Source organism: Peptoniphilus duerdenii ATCC BAA-1640 (assembly GCF_000146345.1).
Classification (GTDB): Bacteria; Bacillota; Clostridia; order Tissierellales; family Peptoniphilaceae; genus Peptoniphilus_B; species Peptoniphilus_B duerdenii.
In genome coordinates this window covers 1,825,416-1,846,445 of record NZ_GL397071.1, presented here as the reverse complement: position 1 = coordinate 1,846,445, position 21,030 = coordinate 1,825,416, and the positions used below count along the sequence as shown (strand labels likewise).

General features: G+C 33.0%; 19 protein-coding genes and 2 tRNA genes. 16 read left to right on the top strand and 5 right to left on the bottom strand.

Translation table 11 applies throughout. The features are described 5' to 3' along the window. Positions 1-3: 3 nt before the first annotated feature. From HMPREF9225_RS08420 to udk, 3 genes are read left to right on the top strand one after another with little or no spacing between them, the layout of a single operon-like run. Entirely contained in the window at positions 4-657 is a 654-nt protein-coding gene (locus tag HMPREF9225_RS08420; RefSeq protein ID WP_008902517.1) for an O-methyltransferase, read from the top strand. Further along, positions 644-1,870 (top strand): peptidase U32 family protein, encoded by a 1,227-nt coding sequence (locus HMPREF9225_RS08415; protein ID WP_008902516.1) that lies wholly within the window; start codon positions 644-646, stop codon positions 1,868-1,870. Before HMPREF9225_RS08420 ends, HMPREF9225_RS08415 begins: the two co-directional genes overlap by 14 nt. Further along, a complete protein-coding gene (udk, locus tag HMPREF9225_RS08410; RefSeq protein ID WP_008902515.1) occupies positions 1,867-2,496 on the top strand; it encodes a uridine kinase in 630 nt (209 codons plus the stop codon). Before HMPREF9225_RS08415 ends, udk begins: the two co-directional genes overlap by 4 nt. Positions 2,497-2,618: 122 nt before the next feature. Here the strand turns inward: udk and HMPREF9225_RS10375 are convergent, their stop codons facing one another. Together HMPREF9225_RS10375 and HMPREF9225_RS08405 are read right to left on the bottom strand one after the other, a co-directional pair. Then, positions 2,619-2,795, bottom strand: coding sequence for a hypothetical protein (locus tag HMPREF9225_RS10375; RefSeq protein WP_008902514.1), 177 nt, complete (start codon positions 2,793-2,795; stop codon positions 2,619-2,621). A gap of 456 nt (positions 2,796-3,251) precedes the next feature. Further along, positions 3,252-3,338: transfer RNA gene (locus HMPREF9225_RS08405), tRNA-Leu, on the bottom strand. Between the two features lie 100 nt (positions 3,339-3,438). Between HMPREF9225_RS08405 and polA the strand changes: the two genes are divergently transcribed. The 12 genes from polA (at position 3,439) to scfB (ending at position 18,198) form a co-directional block, all read left to right on the top strand. After that, entirely contained in the window at positions 3,439-6,087 is a 2,649-nt protein-coding gene (polA, locus tag HMPREF9225_RS08400; protein WP_008902513.1) for a DNA polymerase I, read from the top strand. After that, a complete protein-coding gene (gene coaE / locus HMPREF9225_RS08395; RefSeq protein ID WP_008902512.1) occupies positions 6,074-6,667 on the top strand; it encodes a dephospho-CoA kinase in 594 nt (197 codons plus the stop codon). Before polA ends, coaE begins: the two co-directional genes overlap by 14 nt. Further along, a complete protein-coding gene (locus tag HMPREF9225_RS08390) occupies positions 6,664-8,148 on the top strand; it encodes an AMP-binding protein (RefSeq protein WP_008902511.1) in 1,485 nt (494 codons plus the stop codon). The genes coaE and HMPREF9225_RS08390 overlap by 4 nt, the downstream gene beginning before the upstream one ends. After that, on the top strand, positions 8,126-8,890 hold the full coding sequence (locus HMPREF9225_RS09870) for a GNAT family N-acetyltransferase (RefSeq protein ID WP_169304157.1): 765 nt from the start codon (positions 8,126-8,128) through the stop codon (positions 8,888-8,890). The genes HMPREF9225_RS08390 and HMPREF9225_RS09870 overlap by 23 nt, the downstream gene beginning before the upstream one ends. A gap of 2 nt (positions 8,891-8,892) precedes the next feature. Continuing rightward, positions 8,893-9,123: an acyl carrier protein gene (locus tag HMPREF9225_RS08380; protein WP_008902509.1), complete on the top strand. Its 231-nt coding sequence runs from the start codon at positions 8,893-8,895 to the stop codon at positions 9,121-9,123. Positions 9,124-9,206: 83 nt separating this feature from the next. Next, complete coding sequence (locus HMPREF9225_RS08375; RefSeq protein ID WP_211203947.1) at positions 9,207-10,724, top strand: MBOAT family O-acyltransferase; 1,518 nt, start codon at positions 9,207-9,209, stop codon at positions 10,722-10,724. 7 nt (positions 10,725-10,731) lie between these two features. Next, complete coding sequence (locus HMPREF9225_RS08370; protein WP_040551459.1) at positions 10,732-12,579, top strand: polysaccharide deacetylase family protein; 1,848 nt, start codon at positions 10,732-10,734, stop codon at positions 12,577-12,579. A gap of 2 nt (positions 12,580-12,581) precedes the next feature. Then, positions 12,582-13,301: a metallophosphoesterase gene (locus HMPREF9225_RS08365; protein WP_008902506.1), complete on the top strand. Its 720-nt coding sequence runs from the start codon at positions 12,582-12,584 to the stop codon at positions 13,299-13,301. After that, entirely contained in the window at positions 13,294-14,757 is a 1,464-nt protein-coding gene (locus tag HMPREF9225_RS08360) for a DUF1538 domain-containing protein (protein WP_008902505.1), read from the top strand. Before HMPREF9225_RS08365 ends, HMPREF9225_RS08360 begins: the two co-directional genes overlap by 8 nt. Continuing rightward, complete coding sequence (locus HMPREF9225_RS08355) at positions 14,750-15,382, top strand: P-II family nitrogen regulator (protein ID WP_008902504.1); 633 nt, start codon at positions 14,750-14,752, stop codon at positions 15,380-15,382. The genes HMPREF9225_RS08360 and HMPREF9225_RS08355 overlap by 8 nt, the downstream gene beginning before the upstream one ends. Continuing rightward, on the top strand, positions 15,372-16,724 hold the full coding sequence (locus HMPREF9225_RS08350) for an MATE family efflux transporter (protein ID WP_008902503.1): 1,353 nt from the start codon (positions 15,372-15,374) through the stop codon (positions 16,722-16,724). The genes HMPREF9225_RS08355 and HMPREF9225_RS08350 overlap by 11 nt, the downstream gene beginning before the upstream one ends. A 118-nt stretch (positions 16,725-16,842) precedes the next feature. Continuing rightward, positions 16,843-18,198 (top strand): thioether cross-link-forming SCIFF peptide maturase, encoded by a 1,356-nt coding sequence (gene scfB, locus HMPREF9225_RS08345; RefSeq protein WP_008902502.1) that lies wholly within the window; start codon positions 16,843-16,845, stop codon positions 18,196-18,198. Positions 18,199-18,295: 97 nt separating this feature from the next. Here the strand turns inward: scfB and HMPREF9225_RS08340 are convergent. The 3 genes from HMPREF9225_RS08340 to deoD all read right to left on the bottom strand — a co-directional run bounded on the left by HMPREF9225_RS08340 (position 18,296) and on the right by deoD (position 19,694). Continuing rightward, a tRNA-Trp gene (locus tag HMPREF9225_RS08340) sits at positions 18,296-18,370 on the bottom strand. 48 nt (positions 18,371-18,418) lie between these two features. Continuing rightward, positions 18,419-19,000, bottom strand: a complete 582-nt coding sequence (locus HMPREF9225_RS08335) for a ComEA family DNA-binding protein (RefSeq protein WP_008902501.1) — start codon at positions 18,998-19,000, stop codon at positions 18,419-18,421. Next, positions 18,987-19,694, bottom strand: coding sequence for a purine-nucleoside phosphorylase (gene deoD, locus HMPREF9225_RS08330; RefSeq protein ID WP_008902500.1), 708 nt, complete (start codon positions 19,692-19,694; stop codon positions 18,987-18,989). The genes HMPREF9225_RS08335 and deoD overlap by 14 nt, the downstream gene beginning before the upstream one ends. Before the next feature lie 74 nt (positions 19,695-19,768). Between deoD and HMPREF9225_RS08325 the strand changes: the two genes are divergently transcribed. After that, positions 19,769-20,995, top strand: coding sequence for an aminopeptidase (locus HMPREF9225_RS08325; protein ID WP_008902499.1), 1,227 nt, complete (start codon positions 19,769-19,771; stop codon positions 20,993-20,995). The last annotated feature ends 35 nt before the right edge of the window (positions 20,996-21,030 follow it).

Genomic DNA, 21,030 nt, shown 5'->3' with positions numbered 1-21,030 from the left:
TTTATGAGCAAAGTTAGCTACGAATATATAGAAGACTATCTAAGAAGTCTTTATAAAACTAAATCAGATCTTTTAGCTGAGCTTAGAGATTACGCAGATAAAAACCATGTTCCAATAATTGAAGAAGAGTGCGAAGAGTTTTATAATTTTCTTATAAATACTACAAAACCTAAGAAAATTTTGGAACTTGGAACTGCTATTGGTTATTCAGCCATATCTTTTTCTATGAGTGACTTTGTAGAAAATCTAGTAACAGTTGAAATAAACGAGGATATGGTAAAAATCGCAAGTGAAAATATAAAGAAATCTGGACTAGAAAATAAAATAGATATTGTCCATTCTGATGCCTATGAGTATCTCTTAGAGTGCAAAGAAAGATACGATTTTATTTTCATAGATGCTGCTAAAGGACAGTATGAAAAGTATTTTGATGAAGCGATAAAACTTTTAAATAGAGATGGAATAATCGTCTGTGACAATGTACTTTTCAGAGGAATGATTGCAAATCAGGATTTGGTAAAGAGAAGAAAGATAACCATAGTTAAAAGACTTAGAAAATTTTTGAAAGATATAAAAGATGATGAAAGGTTTTACTCTAGTATTGTTCCTATTGGAGATGGAGCTCTACTAATAAGGAGGAAATTTGAAGAAGATTGAACTTTTAGCCCCAGCAGGGGATTTAAATAAATTAAAAACCGCAATAGATTATGGTGCCGATGCGGTTTACCTAGGAGGGAGCTCCTTTGGACTTAGGAAGGCATCTAAGAATTTCTCTATAGAAGAGATAAGAGAGGGAGTGGAATACGCCCACGAAAGGGGCGCTCATGTCCATGTAACTCTAAATATTGTACCTCACAATAATGATATAATAGGCATTGAAGAGTATGCGAAGGAACTAGAAGATGCTGGAGTGGATGCGGTTATAATTTCCGATCCAGGGATGTTTTCTCTAGTTAAGTCTGCTGCACCTAAGCTAGATATACACATATCTACTCAAGGATCTGTGACAAATAGTCAGACTGTTAATTTCTGGAAGGCACAAGGCGCTAAAAGAGTAGTCCTTGCAAGAGAACTTTCTCTAGAAGAGATAAGAGAGATTGTAAAGAACACTGAAGGGATAGAAATCGAAACATTTTGCCATGGAGCAATGTGTATGTCCTATTCCGGAAGATGTCTACTTTCAAACTATATGACAGGAAGAGATGCTAATATGGGAGACTGCGCTCAACCTTGTAGGTACAAATACTATCTTGTTGAAGAGAAGAGACCAGGAGAATATTTCCCAATAGAAGAACATGATGAAGGTACATTTATCATGAACTCCAAGGATCTTAACATGATAGCCCACTTGGACGAACTTATCGAAGCGGGAATTGCATCCCTCAAGATAGAAGGAAGAGTAAAGAGCGATTACTATTTAGCAACAACCATAAGATCTTATAGAATGGCGATAGATGAATATTATAGCGATCCGAAAAATTATAAATTTGACCCATACTATGAAGAAGAATTAAAAAAGGTCAGCCACAGAGATTGGACTACAGGATTTTTCTACGGAAAGGCTAAGGAAGATTCACAAGTCTACACAGATAATTCATATATTCGCGGATATGACTATGTGGGTGTGGTAACTGATTACGATGAAGATACTAAAATCGCAACGGTAGTACAAAAAAATAGAATATTTCCTGGAGAAGAAGTAGAAATTTTCGGACCTGGAAGGAAACATTTTACTCAAACAATAGAAGAAATGTATGACGAAGATGACAATGTCATAGACGTTGCCAACAAGGCTCTACAAATATATAAATTTAAAACGATAGAACCTGTAGAAGAAAAATATATGATAAGGAGAAAATCTCAGTCATGAAAAAACCAGTTATAATTGGAATTGCAGGAGGAACTGGGTCTGGTAAGAGTACCATAACCAAAGAACTTATTAAACTTATAGATGAAAAAGATGTAACTATAATAGAACAGGACTCTTACTACAAGGACCAATCCAACCTACCATTTGAAGAGAGAGTAAAGACCAACTACGATCATCCATTTGCTTTTGATAACGAACTATTGGTATCACAGTTAAAAGATTTGATAGCAGGAAAAGCAATAGAAAAACCTGTCTATGATTTTTCAATTCACAATAGAACAGAAGAGACTAAAAGAGTTGAACCAAAGGATGTAATAATCCTAGAAGGAATACTAATCCTAGCTGAAAAAGAAATAAGAGATCTACTAGATATCAAAGTATTTGTGGATACAGATGCAGATGTTAGAATAATAAGAAGAATTCTAAGGGATATGAAGGATAGGGGAAGGAGTCTTGACTCGGTAATACTACAATATATGAGCACAGTAAGACCAGCTCATATACAATTCGTTGAGCCATCAAAAAGGTATGCGGATATAATAATCCTGGAAGGCGGTTATAACACGGTAGCAATAGATTTAATCCACACAAAGATTAAACAAATTTTAAAAAACGAACAGAATTAAATATAATATAAGAATTAAAGAGGTGAAGACCTCTTTTTTTTTATGTAAGTAAAATTGTAAATAAAAAAGATCCTGCGCTAAGCAAGATCTTTTTAATGGACAAAATTAGTTTATTAAGGTAATTAAATATTTCTTCTGTTAACACTCCAGATTGAATCTGCAAGTGTGTTTTTGTATTCTGTATTTAATGAAGCGTTGTAAGAGAATTCCTTTGTGCTAAAGAAATATGATCTGTTAACTCTGTCTAAGCTTCTTTCGTTTTTAATATCGTTTGAATTGTTTTTAGAAAAAAATCTCATTTGTGTACCTCCATAATTTTATTTATTGCTGACTTTTTAAGTCTTATTTCTTAACTTCAAACTAAGTATAAATGATATTGATTGTTAATTCTGTGACTCCAATCACAAAATACAAAAAACTTCAAAAAATTTTATAAATATTTTGTGCATTTTTAGCGTTTTCACCGGATTTTCACCAACCGTTCAAAAACCTTTGACAGACAAAATAAATTTATTGAAATTCGAATTGCAATTGATAATTTGAAATTGTGGAATTATTTTAATGGAATTGTAAAAAATAGGCTGTAAAATTTTTAAAAATAAATTAATAAATAATAAAAAAATAATAAAAAAGCAAAATAAAAAACCGCTAATGCGGTTATATTTTAAATAAATATGAATTGGGTAGCCAACAGGTAGCCAACTTTTTTAGTTTGATGCACTGCAAATGTTGAAATTACAATGCTCAAAAAATTTTGGTGCCGAAAGTGGGACTTGAACCCACACGATGTTGCCACCACGAGATTTTGAGTCTCGCGCGTCTGCCAGTTCCGCCATTTCGGCTTGCTTTATAATAATAACACTTTTTTTTATATATTGCAATAATAAGGTGGCTGTGTTCTTCTATTAACTCTACTATGCTATAATATACTAGAGGTGTATTATGAATAAAATACTAATTATAGACGGATCATCACTTTTCTTTAGAGCTTTTTATGCACTTCCACTTTTAAAAAATAAAAAGGGTATGTATACAAACGCTATATATGGTTTTGTGATGATGGTTGAAAATGCAATAGATAATATAAATCCTACCCATGTTGCTGTATGCTTCGACAAGAAAGGTCGTACATTTAGACATGAACTTTACAAGGATTACAAAGGCACTAGAAAGAAGACTCCGAGCGAACTTATGCAACAGTGGCCATATATCATGGATATTTTAAAACTTATGAATATAAAGACTCTAGATTCACCGGTATATGAAGCAGACGACATCGCTGGAACGATTTCAAAACTTGCAGCGAAGAATGATTTTGAAAGTTATCTCTTAACTGGTGACAAGGATTATTTTCAATTGGTTGACGATAAGTCTACTGTGCTTTTAACTAAAAAAGGAATCACTGATCTTCTTGAAGTGACTCCAAAATATCTATACGATGAATACGGACTTACTCCAGAAGAATTTATAGATTTAAAGGCTCTTATGGGCGATTCTTCCGATAATATTCCTGGAGTGCCTGGCGTTGGAGAAAAGACGGGAATTAAGTTAATAAAAGAATATAAAAACATAGAAAATTTATACCAAAATTTAGATGAAGTAAGCGGCAAGAAGTTAAACGAAAACTTGACCGAGAACAAAGCACAAGCATTTATGAGCAAGAAGCTTGGAACTATTGTCACTACAGTTCCTCTAGATTATAAACTAGATGATTTTAAGAAAGAGGAATATAACTACGAAGAACTCTATAAACTATATTCGGAACTGGATTTCAAAACACTTTTAGCTAGGCTTGACACAGAAAAAGTTCCTGAAATCGAAAAGGTAGATGTGACTGAACTTACGAAATATGAAGTTATAGATTTAAATTCGATGATTGATAAGATTAAAAAATCTAAACTTATGGGATTTAAATTTATAACAGATGGCAAGATCTACGAGGGAGTAGATCCAACCTACATCGGTCTATCAGATGGAGTCGTGACTTCTTTCTATGAATATAGCAAAGATATCGTAGAAGATCTAAGAGCTTTATTTGAAGATGAAAAGATAGAAAAGATTGGTTATGATGCAAAAGAAGATGTCATAATATTACTTTCAAAGAAAATAGATTTGAAGAATTTGACCTATGACTCTATGATTGTAGAATATCTTCTCGATTCAACTGCATCAAGTTTTGAATTTCAAAATATTATTTCTAAGTATGATTTAGGCTCATATAAAGACGAACAGTCCCTACTTGGAAAGGGCGTAAAGAAGAAATCCTACTCAGATTTAGAGAAAGATGAACTATTCAAATATTTTTCATTTATTTTAAATGGAAGTTTTAAATTAAAAGAAATCCAAATGGAAAAGCTAGAAGAGCTTGAGATGGTTGATCTATATAGAGAAATAGAACTTCCACTACTTGAAGTTCTAGCCTATATGGAACTAACAGGCATTAAGACTGAAGTTAGTGTACTTGATGATATAGGTAAAAACTTAGATGATAGAATTGAAAATCTAACTAGCTCAATCTTTGAAATTTCTGGAGAAGAGTTCAATATAAATTCTACGAAGCAGCTGGGAGAAATTTTATTTGATAAACTTAGACTTACTGTGATAAAGAAGACGAAGACCGGATATTCAACTGCACAAGACGTACTAGAAAAATTGGTCGACGAAAGTCCTATTATAGAAAATATTTTGGAATATAGAAAGCTTACAAAACTTAAAAATACCTACATCGATGGGTTAAAAGCCCTTATAAATGAAAAGACTGGCAGAATTCATTCGAGATTTAATCAAACTGGAACTTCTACTGGAAGGATCAGTTCAACTGAGCCAAATTTACAAAATATTCCTATTAGATCTGAAGAGGGAAGACTCATAAGGGGAGCATTCTTAGCAAGTGAAGATTCAACATTGGTGGATTGCGACTACAGTCAAATTGAACTTAGGGTTCTTGCGAGTCTTTCAAAAGACCCAAGGATGATGGAAGCATTTGAACATGGAATGGATATCCACACCAAGACTGCATCAGAAGTTTTCCACGTGGATAAGGAAGATGTTACAGACCTTTTAAGATCTAGAGCAAAGGCAGTTAACTTCGGAATTGTATATGGAATTTCTGACTTTGGACTTTCAAGACAACTTGGAATTACAAGAGAACTTGCAAAAGAATATATCGACGGATACTTTGATAATTTTAAAAAAGTTAAAGAATATATGGATTATGAAATTGAAACTGGTAAGAAGCAAGGATATGTAAAGACGATTTTCAACAGAAGAAGATATATCCCAGAACTTTCTGCAAAGAATTTCAACATCAGATCCTTTGGAGAAAGAATTGCTCTTAACACTCCTATACAAGGTTCTGCTGCAGATATTATTAAGATTGCAATGGTTAAAGTGTATGGTGAAATTAAGAAGAGAAATTTGAAATCTAAACTAATTCTTACCATCCATGACGAACTTGTGGTAGATGCAGTTAATGACGAGCTTGAAGTGGTAGAAGAATTGATGAAGGATATAATGGAAAATGCGGTTAAATTAAATGTTCCATTAAAAGTATCACTAGATACTGGTAAGAGTATGTATGAAACCATGTAAAATAATCGGCATAACTGGTTCCATAGCAACAGGGAAATCCCAAGTCTCAAATATTTTAAGAGATTTGGGATATAGTGTTATAGATTCAGATTTAGTTGCAAGGGAAGTTGCAGAAAGAGAAGATATCCTAGGCGAAATTAGAAAATTTTTCGGAGACGATGCGACTCTAGGTGGCAAGTTAAATCGCAGCTATGTAAGGAATATAGTATTTAAAGATGAAGAAAAACTTAAGATTTTAAACACTATTATGCATAGAACGATTTATGAAACCATACTTTCAAGAATTAAGGATGGCGAAATTAATTTTTTAGATGTGCCACTTCTTTTTGAAACTTTAGATGAAGCGAAAATTTACGGATTAAATTATGACGAAGTATGGGTTGTATATTCCAAACCTAGCATACAACTAAAAAGACTTATGGAAAGGGACAATATAAGTAAGACAGAAGCACAAAGGATTATTGATTCTCAAATTTCCATAGAAAAAAAGAGAAAACTCGCGGATTATGTAGTAGAAAACAATGATGGCTTAGAAAGCCTTAGAAAAAATGTATTAAAAGCGTTAGAGAGATTGAAATGATATTAGATTTACTTGAAGAAAATAGAAATAAAAATCCTGATAAAGTAGTCCTTGTGGATGAAAATGAGAGTATGACCATAGGGGAGTTTGTAAAGAGAGCAAGAGAACTTGGAACGAAAATCGCAAGACTTGGATTTAAAAATAGAGCCGTGGCAGTAGAATCTGATAGAAGCATATATTCTTTGGTGGGATTTTATGCGGCTATGTATTCTGGCAATTTTTTCATGCCTGTGGATTCAAAAACTCCAAAGAAGAGACTTGAGATGATGACTGAAAGAGCAAAACCTGTGGCTTATCTATCTGTCAATGAAGATGGTGTATTTTCTGATTTTGAAACCATAGACACTAGAGGGAGTTTCAGCGCGGATGATGAAATATTAAAGAGGATTAGAGAGAGTCATATAGACATAGACCCTTGTTACCTCATATGGACTTCTGGAAGCACTGGCGAGCCTAAAGGAGTGTTAATAAATCACAGCCAAACTCTTGAACTTGTTAAATTCTTGAAGGAGACATTTGAAATAGATGAAAAAGACGTCCTCGGATGTCAAAGTCCTTTTTATTTCGATGGGGCGATGAAGGATGTATTTCTATTCGGAGCTTGCGGAGTAAAACTCGTAGTAATTCCGCAAAAATACTTTGCACTTCCTATAAATTTGGTTGAATTTTTAAACGGAAATAGGGTAAATGTGCTTCTCTGGGCAGTAAGCGCTCTAAATATTCTGGTAAATTCAAAAGTTTTGGAGAAAGATAATCTAAAATATGTAAATAAAATTTCATTTGCAGGTGAAAGTTTCCAAACTTCTAAATTAAATTATCTAATGGACAAGGTGGATGCAAAATTTGTAAATCTCTATGGACCATCTGAAACCACGGTGGACTGCGCCTACTATGTTGTCGACAGAAAACTCAGTGACGATGAAATAATCCCTATTGGAAAGTCAATTCCAAATATGGAAATTTTCTTGGTGGATGAAGATTTAAAGGAAAGCAGTGAAAAGGGCGAGATCGTCGTAAGAGGTTCGAAGATTTCCTGTGGATATTATCGGGACGAAGATAGAACTAAATCTGCTTTTATCCAAGACCCAAGACAGGATTTCTTTAGGGATATAGTCTACAGAACTGGAGATATTGCAAAGTATAACGAAAGAGGAGAGTTCGTATTTCTTTCTAGAAGCGATGACCAAATTAAACATATGGGTAGTAGAATCGAACTTGGAGAGATAGAAGCTTCTTTATCTTCTATGGAGGAAATTGAAGAAGGTGCTTGTATCTACGACTTTGATGATGAAAAGATTGTGTTTTTCTATTCTGGAGAAGAGATAAAAAGAAGAAATATAATTGTGTTTTTAAGGGACAGAATACCTAAGTATATGTTTCCAAATGAAATAGTACATTTAGAGAGACTTCCTAAGAATAGAAATGGAAAGATAGATAGAAATGAGCTTAGAACTATTTATGAAAAAAATAAAGGCAATTGACGAGTTAGATGAAATCTTAAATAAAAGGTTCGATTTAAAATATTTCATCACTTCAATGAAGAATAAGACTGATTACGAGAAAAATTTAGATAGTCTATACTTATTAGAAGATAGAGAAAACTATTTGATTTTACTTAAGAGAGATGGATTCTATATTGCCGACGGATTTTTATTAAGAGATAATTCTATAGAGTTAAATTTAAATGAAGATTTAGTTTTGGAATATACATTTAAAAGATTTGATGAAGAAGGCGTTGGAACTTTAAATGCTCTAGGATTTAAAGAAGCTTTAAAGAGAACTCAAATGGAACTAAAATTTGAAGATAGTTTTTCAGAAGAGGTAAAATTATTAGATGAAAGTTATTTAAATGAAGTGCATGATGAAATAGTTTCAAGTTTTGATAGGTACTATGGCTGCGTTCCGACTGCTGATGAGCTCATAATTTCCATAAAAAACGAGGAAATTCTAGGAATAGTAGAAGAAAATAATTTAAAAGGATTTATAGAATTTAAAGTAGGTTCTAAGAGATCATTAATCATAAATCACATTTCTGTTTTAAAAAAATATAGAAGACAGGGAATTGGAAAGAAACTTATTGAAAAACTATGTAGTTATGCTATAAAAATAGGATATAATAGAATTGAACTCTTTGTAAACGAAGACAATGAAGAGGCGATTTCTTTTTATAAATCATTAGGATTTGTAGAAAAAAATATAAAATCAATTATTTATAGGAGATAGATATGAAAGATAAAGTTATTGAAATATTAATGGATCTAGTTCCAGATTTTGAATATAGTGACGATGTAAAACTACTTGATGATGGAATTTTGGATTCATTTGACATTGTAAACTTGGTGCTTGAAATTAACGAAGAATTTGGCGTTGAAATCGGAGTAGAAGATGTAAGTGAAGAAAACTTCGAAACTGTTGATTCAATCTGCGAACTTATAAAGGAAAAATTAGAATACTAATGTCTATAGTTTCACCACAGTTCTTTGTATTTGTTACACTATTGGTATGTCTATACTATACAATATTTAGAAAGTGTGCATGGGTGTTACTATTAGTAGCTTCCTATGCATTTTATTTTTTAAACGAACCTATAAATATTGTATATCTTATAATCACAACCAGCTCCGTCTACATAAGCGGAATCTTAATAGATAGGACAAATAGGAACATAAAAGATCTATCGAATTTAGATAGAGATATAAGAAAAAATAAAAAAGAATTACTCGAAAAGAAAAAGAAGAGAGTACTCGTTTTTGCGCTTATTTTAAACTTTCTGATGCTTTCAGTATTTAAATACAGTGCATACTTCTATTCCATTATCGGACTTATTTCAAATAAATTTGGAGCTCTTAATTTTCTATATAGAGAAGAAATAAATACAAAACTATTAAATATACTTCAGCCGCTAGGTATATCTTTTTTTATTTTTCAGGCTACTGGATATTTAATAGATGTTTATAGGAATAAATTTGAGGCGGAGAAAAATCCATTTAAATTTGCACTTTTTGTAAGCTATTTTCCGCAAATCGTACAAGGTCCAATAGGTAGATGGAATTTACTGAAGGATGATTTATTTAAAACTCCAAAGCTAGACTATGACAATCTAAGGGACGGAATACTTTTAATTGCCTTTGGTTTATTTAAAAAGGTAGAGATTTCAAATAGAATTTCTGTAATCGTTAATGCAGTATTTTCTGAGTACACAGGATATTCTGGAGCATTTGTATTTTTATCTGTACTTTTTTATGGGATACAGATTTACACAGATTTTTCTGGGGGAATCGATATAGTTAGAGGTGTGTCAAAATTATTTGGAGTTGAACTATCCCTTAACTTTAAGCAACCATTCTTTGCAACGTCCATTGCAGACTTTTGGAGAAGGTGGCACATCACCCTTGGAACTTGGCTCAAAGATTATGTATTTTATCCTGTCAATTTTTCAAAGCCGATGTTTAAATTAAATAAATTTGGAAGAAAACATCTGGGAGCTAAGTATGGAAAATTCTTGTCTCTAAGTGTTTCCACATTTTTAATCTACTTTATAGTTGGAATTTGGCATGGAGCAGGATTTAAGTACATTGCCTTTGGTATTTGGAATGGAACTATAATAACCATAAGTTTGATTTTAGAAGAGTTTTTTATAAATACTAAGGCGAAACTCGGTATAAAAGATGGCAAATTATACAGGATATTTATGATTTTAAGGACAAATATTCTAGTTTGTATAGGCAGATTTTTCACAAGGGCATCTGGATTTTTAGTTGCTCTTAGGATGATTAAGTATAGTTTTTCTAACTTCAATTTAGATGGAATTAATTTAGAAGTATTTAGATCATTTAGTCTTACTAAGTATGACTATTTAAGGATAATCTTGGGAGTTACTTTACTTTTAATCTGTGATTATCTTGCTGAAATTGGATTTGATCTTAAATCCTACTTAGAAAGAAAATCTAAACTTATAAATTATATTTTTATAATTGTGATAGTATTATTTTTATTTATTGGAGTATTCTATCAAAACTCATATGTGAGCACGGAATTTATATATAGACAGTACTAGGTGAATGATGAATTCAAAAAAATTTGTAAAGACTTTTGTTTTGATTGTACTTATTTTGCTCGTGGCAATCGCAGGACTAAACTATTATACTTCTCCATTTGGATTATTTAAAGACAAGTATTTCGATTGGTTTTCCTACGATATGACTCAAAATCCAAGAATCGCAAAAGTCGAATATCTAAAGAAAAATAAAAATTTAAAATATGACAGCTTTATTGTAGGAGCATCTGGAGCGAGCTCTTTTCCAAGTGAAGATCTAAAAAAATACACTGGAAAAGATTTCTACAATACTTTTTACTATGGAGCAGATATGCTCGACTCAGTAAATACTGTTAAGTGGCTTGTAAAACACTATGATGTAGAGAATATAATTATGCCGATTGGTCTTACATCTGCATGTTACTACAATGTTGGAAATGATACCATGAATAATGCTATGCACTACGAGCTTGATGGTACAAATCCAGTTAAGTTCTATGCAAAATATCTATTGGCAAACCCAAACTATGGTTTAGACAAATTAAAATCATCTAGAGAGCATAAATTCTTGCAACAATCCTATACAGTTTTCAATGTACTAGATGGTTCTTACGACAAGTCTATTAGGGACATAGAACCTATTTCAAATCTTGAAGAATATAAAAATAGAGAGATCTACCATCAGTTCAACTACGATTTTGGTGATCATCCAAACCTTGGATATATTGATGAATTTATTAATTCCATGGAAGAGATTGTAGACATTTGTAAAGAAAAAAATATAGCTTTAAAAGTCGTAGTAGTTCCAATGTACCACGAAGATTTTAAATTCTATGACAAGGCAGAAGTAGAAGAATTTTACAAAAGACTCTCAGAAGTAACAGATTACTACGATTTCTGTAAGACTAGCGTATCCTACGATGCGAGATACTTCTACGATAGAACACACTTTAGAAACGATGTAGGAAGGATGATGCTTTCATATATCTATGGTGATGAAAAAAATTACGTAAATGACTACTATGTACCTAAAGATTTCGGAATACATGTAGGGGCAAATGCAACCTATAAAGATGTTATGAAGAGGTACAACAGTGATCTTCAAATGGATAAAGATTCAGAGAAGAGGCTGCCTGTATTTATGTACCATCATTTTGCAGAAGTGGGAGATGGTGGAGATACAATTTCTTACGAAAATTTTAAAACTCAGATGAAGGCGATAAAAGATGCAGGATACAGCACTGTAACTTTAAAAGATTTAGATAATTTTATTAGAGAAGGCAAGAATCTTCCGGAAAAATCTGTACTCATAACCATGGATGATGGTTATAGATCAAATACGGAATTTGCATATAATATTCTAAAAGAAAATGGATTTAATGCGGTAGTATTTCCCATTGGAAGCTCAATAGGAAAAGACACCTACAAAGAGACGAATCATCCTATTATTCCACATTTTTCTATTGAGGAAGCTAAAGATACGATGGATGTGCTTGAGTTTGGATCTCACAGCTTCGACATGCATCAATCAACGGCACTGGAAAAAGAAAAACCGGTTAGAAATTTTGCAATTCCACTAGAAGGAGAAGATGATTTTAGTTTCGTGGATGCTTTTAGAAGAGATGTATCTCTAGAAGAAGATTCTTTAAAAAGTATTTTTTCTAAGACTAAGGCATTTGCATATCCTGGTGGATACTATTCTGACATAACTGCGGTTATACTTTCAGAAAATGATTATAGATTTACATTTTTAACGGAAGAACATCAAAATTATCTTCTAAAAGGTCTTCGTCAATCAGGACTTGGACTAGGAAGATTTAATATGACGGATCATAGGACCTACCAAGACACTATAAATCTACTCGAAGGCAGGTAAGTATGATCTATATAATATTATTTTTACTTTTGATTTTTTATCTTTTTTATGAATTGAATTTTACCTATGTTGAGCATTTGGATTTTAAACTTGGTTTAAATATCTATCAAATTAGCGACTATCATTCGAGTATTTTTGTAAATTTAAAGAGACTTAAAAATATTTTATCTAAAGATAGTATCGATGTGGTAATCCTGACAGGAGATTTGGTAAATAGAAGTACAGATAATTTTTCTAGGCTTGCTAAATTTTTAGAAGTAGTTTCAGAAAATTCGAAGAAAGTCATCTTTGTAAGTGGCAATCACGAATTGGAAAATAAAAATTATTTTGAAATTTTGGAGCTTTTGCAGAAATATAATGTGGAAGTTCTAGATGGTTCCTATATAATAATAGAAAGTACTCTAATTTCTAATGTTGATATATCAAAAGTAAAAGGAGATTATAAATATAGCGTATTTGCAGATCATTTCCCAATCCACTGTGAAAATATAGTGGGCTATGATTTAAGAATTTGCGGTCACACCCATGGAGGTCAAATTAGAATTCCTTTTGTGGGTGCGATAATTGATCATGATAAAAATATATTTCCCAAGAATCAAAAGGGTTTATATGAAATAAATAATAATTTAATCTATATCGATAGCGGTATAGGTGAAAGACTTCCTATTAGAATTTTTAATAGGTCTAAGGTAACGAGAATTTCAAGGAGGTTGTATGTTTAAAGATAAGATAAAAGAATCTTCCTTTTCTGTAATTCCCATAGTCTTAATAGTGTTGGCACTTTCATTTACAATTGTAGATTTAAGTACAAATGATTTAATTAGCTTTTTAATAGGAGCAGTTTTAATTATTTTCGGTCTGGCAATATTTTTATTCGGGGCTGAAATGGGCGTAGAAGAAATAGGTAACCATTTGGGAGTTTTTGTAGCAAATTTTAAAACTCTCATATTAATAGTACTTGCAGGACTATTTTTAGGATTTTTAATAACAGTTGCAGAACCGGATCTTATGATTTTAGGTTTTCAAATTCAAAATGTAACAAATGGCGACCTTACAAAGAATTTAATAGTTCTTTCTGTCAGCTCAGGAGTAGGGATTATGCTTGCTCTAGGTTTTTATAGAATATTAAAAGAAATTTCAATTGCAAAGACATTTACTTTTCTCTACGGAGCAATATTTATTCTTCTTATATTCACCATGGAAGAGTTCACAGGGATAGCTTTTGATGCATCCGGTGCAACCACGGGAGCTATGACCACTCCATTTATCCTTGCAATAGGACTTGGTGTATCTAAGATGAAGGGTTCTGAAAAATCTGCAGAGGATTCGTTTGGACTTCTTGGCATTTGTTCCGCTGGACCAATCTTTGCAGTAATAATGCTTGGACTTTTTACAGGGCATGTTGAAGGTGGAGAGATCACAGAAGTTGCCCACGCAACAGGTCTTGCAAATTATATCGTAGAATTTAGACACGCTGCTAAAGATACTGCAATAGCCATAGTTCCAGTTGCATTATTATTTTTAATAACAAATAAATTATTCTTTAAATTAAGAAAGAGAGAATACAGAAGAATTTTAAAAGGTCTGGTATATACATTTTTAGGACTTGTTCTTTTCATGGGTGGTGTTAACTCGGGATTTATGTCCGTTGCTAGACAGATAGGTTCTTCTATCGCAGCAAATAATTATAAACTTCTACCGGTAATAGGTTTTGTACTAGGGATGGTAGTAGTGCTTGCAGAGCCTGCAGTGTATATCCTTTCTCACCAAGTTGAAGATGTAACTGCTGGTAGTATTCCAAGGAAGATGATTGTAGTTGCACTTTCCATAGGAGTTGCCCTTGCAGTATGTCTATCCATGGTTAGGATTCTAAGTAGTAGCATAAAACTCTGGATGTTCTTGGTTCCAGGTTTTTCAATTGCAATGATTCTTTCATACTTCATTCCAAATATTTTTGTAGGTATTGGATTTGACTCTGGAGGAGTTGCCTCAGGTCCTATGACAGCGACATTTTTATTAGCATTTTCTCAAGGGGCTTCATCCATGATTGAAGGAGCAGATATATTGATAGATGGTTTTGGAATTATAGCCATGGTTGCCATGATGCCTATAATTTCTATTTCGATTTTAGGTTTATTATTTAAATTAAAATCCAAGAAGGAGGGTATTGATGCTTAATAACTATGTTTTTTATACAGCAATAATTAAAAATGGAGATGCTTCTAGGTTACTACAAGAGGCTAAAAATATTGGGATAACTGGTGGCACGATTATGCTTACAACAACCTATAGCCAAAATAAAATCCTAACTAGTCTTGGATTTAATGAAGAGAGAAATGAAGCACTTCTTATTATTCTTAACAAGGGATTGGAAAAACCGATTCATGAAATCTCAAAGAAGTTTTTCGAAAAGCACAAGGGTTATTGCTACACTTCTGATATAGAAATGTTAAAGGGAACGCATATAGAACTTAAAGAAGGAGAAGTTATGAATTCAAATTACAAAGCACTATTTGTCATAGTTGAAAGAGGAAATGGTGAAGATGTCATAGATATAGCGACGAAGAATGGAGCAACAGGGGCAACTATATTCCACGGAAGAGGATCTGGAGTGCACGAAAAAAGTTCGCTATTTAATTTAATTATAGAACCGGAAAAAGAAATGGTAATGTCACTTGTTTTAGAGTCACAAGTGGAACCAATTACTAAAGCCATCGTAGAAGAAATGGAAATAGAAAAACCGGGAGCTGGAATTTTATTTACTCTTGATGTAAATAAAGTTACAGGACTTTTTGAAGGTTAAAAAAAGCGAAATAAGTTACTACAAAAGAGCGATTAAGACTGCCTGGCCAGCCGTTCTCGAAAGTTTCTTCATTGCTCTTACAGGACTTGTAGATACACTGATGGTATCGACATTAGGTACATCTGCAGTTTCTGCAGTAGGACTTACCACTCAACCAAAATTCATAGGACTTACCACATTCTTTTCAATCTGTGTTGCTGTGTCAGCGATAGTTGCGAGAAGGTACGGCGAAAAAAATAAGAAATCGGCCAACGAGACTCTATTAACCGCTCTTTTCGTATCAGTAATACTATGTGTTTTTATTACGGGAGCAATCCTAAAATATAGTGACCCGATAATAAGAATCTCTGGAAGTAATGCGGACACACATCAAATTGCAAAAGAATACTTGGATATTGTCATGGGATTTTCAATCTTTAGTATAATCTCAATGACAATAAACGCCGCTCAGAGAGGATCAGGAAATACAAAAATCGCTTTTACTACGAATCTAGTTTCTAACTTAGTAAATGTTGTATTTAATTATCTTTTAATCGGTGGAAATTATGGTTTTCCAGCCCTTGGAGTAAAGGGTGCTGCCATTGCAACTGTTCTAGGAACGGTTGTGGCAATGATAATGAGCATAAGAAGTCTATTTGTGAAGAGTTCTTTTGTTAGAATTGACTATATAATTAAAAACAAAATAAAACCTACATTTAAAACTGCAAAATCAATTGCAAATTTTGGAATAAATATGTTTTTAGAAATGAATGCTATGAGGGTAGGATTTCTTGCCACTTCACTTATAGCAGCAAGACTTGGTACCGATGCCTTCGCAGCTCACAATGTAGGGATGCAACTTCTATCAATTGGTTTTGCCTTTGCAGATGGTATGCAAGTAGCTGCAGTTGCCCTTGCAGGATCGTCACTTGGTGCAGGCAGAAAAGAAGATGCAAAACTATATGGACACATTTGTCAAAGAATAGGTTTTGGAATATCTGTTACACTTTCTTTGATACTACTTGTGTTTAGTAAGGAAATATTTAAATTATTCTTTACAGACGAAACTGTTCTTGAATATGGAGTATTAATTTCAAGATTTGTAACCGTAATAGTTATGGCACAGATTTCTCAAATAATCTATGCAGGATGTCTCCGTGCAGGTGGAGATGTAAAATATACATTATTCGCATCACTTATATCTGTAACATTTATAAGGACCATTGTCACCTATGTCCTTACAATTCCACTTAGTATGGGACTTATGGGCATATGGATAGGAGTTTTATCCGATCAAGCATCTAGATATGTATTTATGTCCACTAGATTTAAAAAAGGACAATGGGTTGAAATTAAAATTTGATAATCAGCTTATATTAACTTTTCGTTTACATCAATTTTAACAAGTGATATAATCGAGACTGGTATAATTTTAAATGAGGGCTTAAAGCCCTTTTTTTAACAACAAATGAGGGAGAAAGATGGATACAATTCATAAATTTTATCTAAACGATGCCTATGTAGTGCTAGATATAGCTAGTGGTTCAGTGCATCTTGTAGAAGAAATAGTTTATACGATTATAGATGATGTAAAGAATTTAACTGAAGAAGAAATAATAAAGAAATATTCAGATAAATTTAAAAGAGAAGATATTGTTACAGCTCTAAATGAAATAAAAGAGCTTGAAAAAGAGGGAATGCTTTTTACAGAAGATCCTAGACTTATGAAGGCAGTATACAATCCGCAAAATATTATAAAAGCTATGTGCCTTCACGTGTCCCATGACTGCAACCTTAGATGCAAGTACTGTTTCGCAAGCCAAGGAGACTTCCATGGAGAAAGACTTCTAATGGATTTAGAAACTGGAAAGGCAGCCATAGATTTTCTACTAGAAAATTCTGGAAATAGAAGAAACTTAGAAGTGGACTTCTTCGGTGGAGAGCCGCTTATGAATTTCAATCTTGTAAAAAAACTTGTTGAATATGGTGACGAGAGAGAAAAAGAATATGGCAAGAATTTCAGATGGACTTTAACTACAAATGGAATGCTTTTAAACGACGAAATAAATGAATTCTTAAACGAACACATGTCAAACGTGGTTCTCTCAATCGACGGAAGAAAAAAAATAAATGACGATATGAGACCAACTATAAATGGAAAGGGATCATATGACATAATCGTGCCTAAGTTTAAAAAATTAATCGAAGGTAGAGGGGACAAGGACTACTATATCAGAGGAACATTTACAAATAAAAACTTGGATTTCGGTGAAGATTTAAAAGATTTCTACGAACAAGGATTTATGAAGACTTCTATTGAGCCAGTAGTAACAGATCCGAAAGAAGACTATGCAATAAGAGAAGAACACTTGGATAAAATTCTAGAAGAATATGAAAAGATGAGCAAGTACTACCTAGAAGTGAGAAAGACGAACAAAGATTTTCTATTCTTCCACTATATGATTGACTTAACCCAAGGACCTTGTGTAATTAAAAGAACAGTAGGATGTGGAGCAGGATCAGAATATATTGCAGTAACACCTACAGGAGATATCTATCCATGTCACCAATTCGTTGGGGAAGAAGAATTCTTAATGGGAAATGTAAAGACAGGAATTAAGAATGAAAAATTAAGAAATGAATTTAAAAGTTCAAATGTATTTACAAAAGAAAAGTGCTATTCATGTTGGGCGAGATACTATTGTTCCGGAGGATGCCACGCAAACAACTACTATTCAAACGGAACCATCAAAGAACCATACGAAATTCTCTGCGAAATGGAAAAGAAGAGAATTGAGTGTGCAATATCTGTACTAGCAAATGAAATGAACGAATAATCAAGAGGCGAAAGCCTCTTTTTTTATATAAATTTTTATGCTATTCCGGATAGCATTTATTAAAAATGAGCATAAAAAAAGCCACCCAATGGTGGCTTGGCAGGGGTAGCAGGATTTGAACCCACGGCACCTGGTTTTGGAGACCAGTGTTCTACCACTGAACTATACCCCTATAACTGACAAATTATATATTAACAAATATTGGAATAAATATCAAGACTTAATCTGTAGTTATATAAAGTTTAATTTCTTCAAACTTTTTCTTACCGATGCCTGTTATATTTAAAAGATCTTCAATAGTATTAAATGGGTGCTCCTGTCTATATTTAATTATTTTGTCCGCCATTTTACTTCCAACTCCAGGGATGGAGGTGAGCATATCTTTAGAAGCGGTGTTGATATTTATTTTGGAATCTTCCTCATCCTTATCGAGATAGGATTTAATCGTAATCTTTTCTTCGTCTTTTAACTTTCTAGCAAGATTTAGGTTTGAAGTCTTCGCATCGTCCAAGAGACCGCCAGCTTCATCGATTAAATCCTGAAGTCTAGTTCCTTTTTTTATTTTATAGACACCAGGATTTTTTACTCTGCCATCTATATGGACTTCGATTTCACCTTCATCAAAGTCACTTTCGTTTTCGCTTTCATTTTCATCTTTTTTATTATCTTTATAATCCTTATTCTTTCTTAAACTTTCTATCTTAGGAACATTATCCAATGAAAGATTATCCTTGGTTAGGAATAATGCTCCTAGTCCAAGGATAAGAATAATAATTATAATTTCAAACTTAGTAAGCTTCATCCATATTAAGTGCAACTTCAATCATTTGGTTGAAGGATCTTTCTCTCTCGGTAGCGGTAGTTTCTTCGCCAGTAACTAAGCTATCTGAAACAGTTAGAATGGTAAGTCCATTTGCGCCAAGACGGTTGCAATTTAAATAAAGTGCATGAGCTTCCATTTCTATTGCAAGAACTCCCATCTTTTGCCAATTTTTCCAATCGTTTGGATCGTCATGGTAGAAAATATCTGAAGATAGAACATTTCCAACATGAGGTTTAACTCCAAGTTTCTCGCAAGATTTATACGCAGAAAGAAGAAGCTCAAAGGATGCGGTTGCGCTATGAATTCCATTCAATTTATAAGTTGATTGAAAATTAGAATTGGTGGATGCTCCGTTTGCAAGGATAATATCATAGAGATCTAAATCTTCATTTATTGCTCCACAGGATCCAACTCTTACAATATTTTTAACTCCGTAGAATTTTATAAGCTCATAAGAATAGATACCAATGGATGGCATTCCCATTCCAGAACCCATTACAGAAATCTTCTTGCCTTTATATTCTCCAGTGTAGCCGAGCATATTTCTAACATCATTTACAAGGACAACATTATCTAAAAAGTTTTCTGCGATATATTTTGCACGAAGAGGGTCGCCAGGCATGAGGACCGTCTTTGCAAATTCATTTTCTTTTGCTCTAATATGTGGTGTCATAATCTACCTCCTAGCTACATTGTAAGACAGTGAAATATATTTTACAAGATGTTATAATATTTATGAGGTGAAATATGAAAAACACGGAAAATTTAAAAAAATACGCAGAAGTAGTTATGAAAAAAGGTTTAAACATTGTAGAAGGCGACAGTGTTGTAATCGAGATTTCCATAGCTGCTAGAGAATTTGCTAAGATGCTAGTTGAAGCAGCATATGATTTCGGAGCACATAAAGTAAACGTTGAGTGGAGCGATGATGAAATAGGAAGAATTCGTTATGAAAGAACTCCTATCGAATGTCTAAAGGAAATTCCACAATACTTAATCGACAAAAAAAAGTACAGGGTTGGAAATAAATATAAATTCCTATCAGTAATATCAAACGATCCGAACTCATTAAAGGGAGTTGACCCAGAAAAATTAAATGCAAGCATGATTGCAAGATCAAAAGCATTTAAGGAAACTTCTGATCTTATAATGGCGAATAATAATTCTTGGTGTGTAATTGGTGCATCTGTTCCTAAATGGGCTGATATGGTATTTCCAAATGACGAAGATGCAGTAGATAAACTTTGGGAAAAAATATTGGAAGTTTCTAGAATCTCAAGTGGAGATCCGATTGCAAACTGGGATGAACATATAGCCACCATGAAGAAACATTCAAAGATTTTAAATGAAGCCAAATTAAAAGAACTTCACTACACTTCAGAAAAGGGAACTGATCTTCATGTAAAACTTCCAAAGGGATATATTTTTACCGGAGGAGATGAAATTAACAAGGACGGAGAAACTTTTGTTGCAAATATTCCAACAGAAGAAGTATTTTCACTTCCTCATAGAATGGGAGTGGATGGAATAGTCTATGCTACAAAACCTCTAAGCTATAACGGAAATATAATCGACAATTTCTGGTTTAAATTTGAAGAAGGAAAAGTTGTAGATTTCGGAGCTGAAGAAGGTTATGAAATCTTAAAAGATATGCTTGATATGGACGAAGGAGCAAGAAGACTTGGAGAAGTTGCACTAGTTCCATACCATTCACCAATTTCCATGACAAATATTTTGTTCTATGAAACTCTATTTGATGAAAATGCTTCTTGTCACTTTGCACTAGGGGCAGCTTATCCAACCTGTCTAGAAGGAAACGAAGATATGAGTGAAGAAGAACTTCTTGAAGCTGGAGTAAATGATTCACTAATCCACGTTGATTTCATGGTGGGAGACGCTACTACAAGCATCGTTGGAATAAAAGAAGACGGAACAGAAATGCAAATTTTCAAAGATGGAGATTTTGTAATTTAAAAATTAATTAGGAGGCTTGTCAGATTTCAAATTCT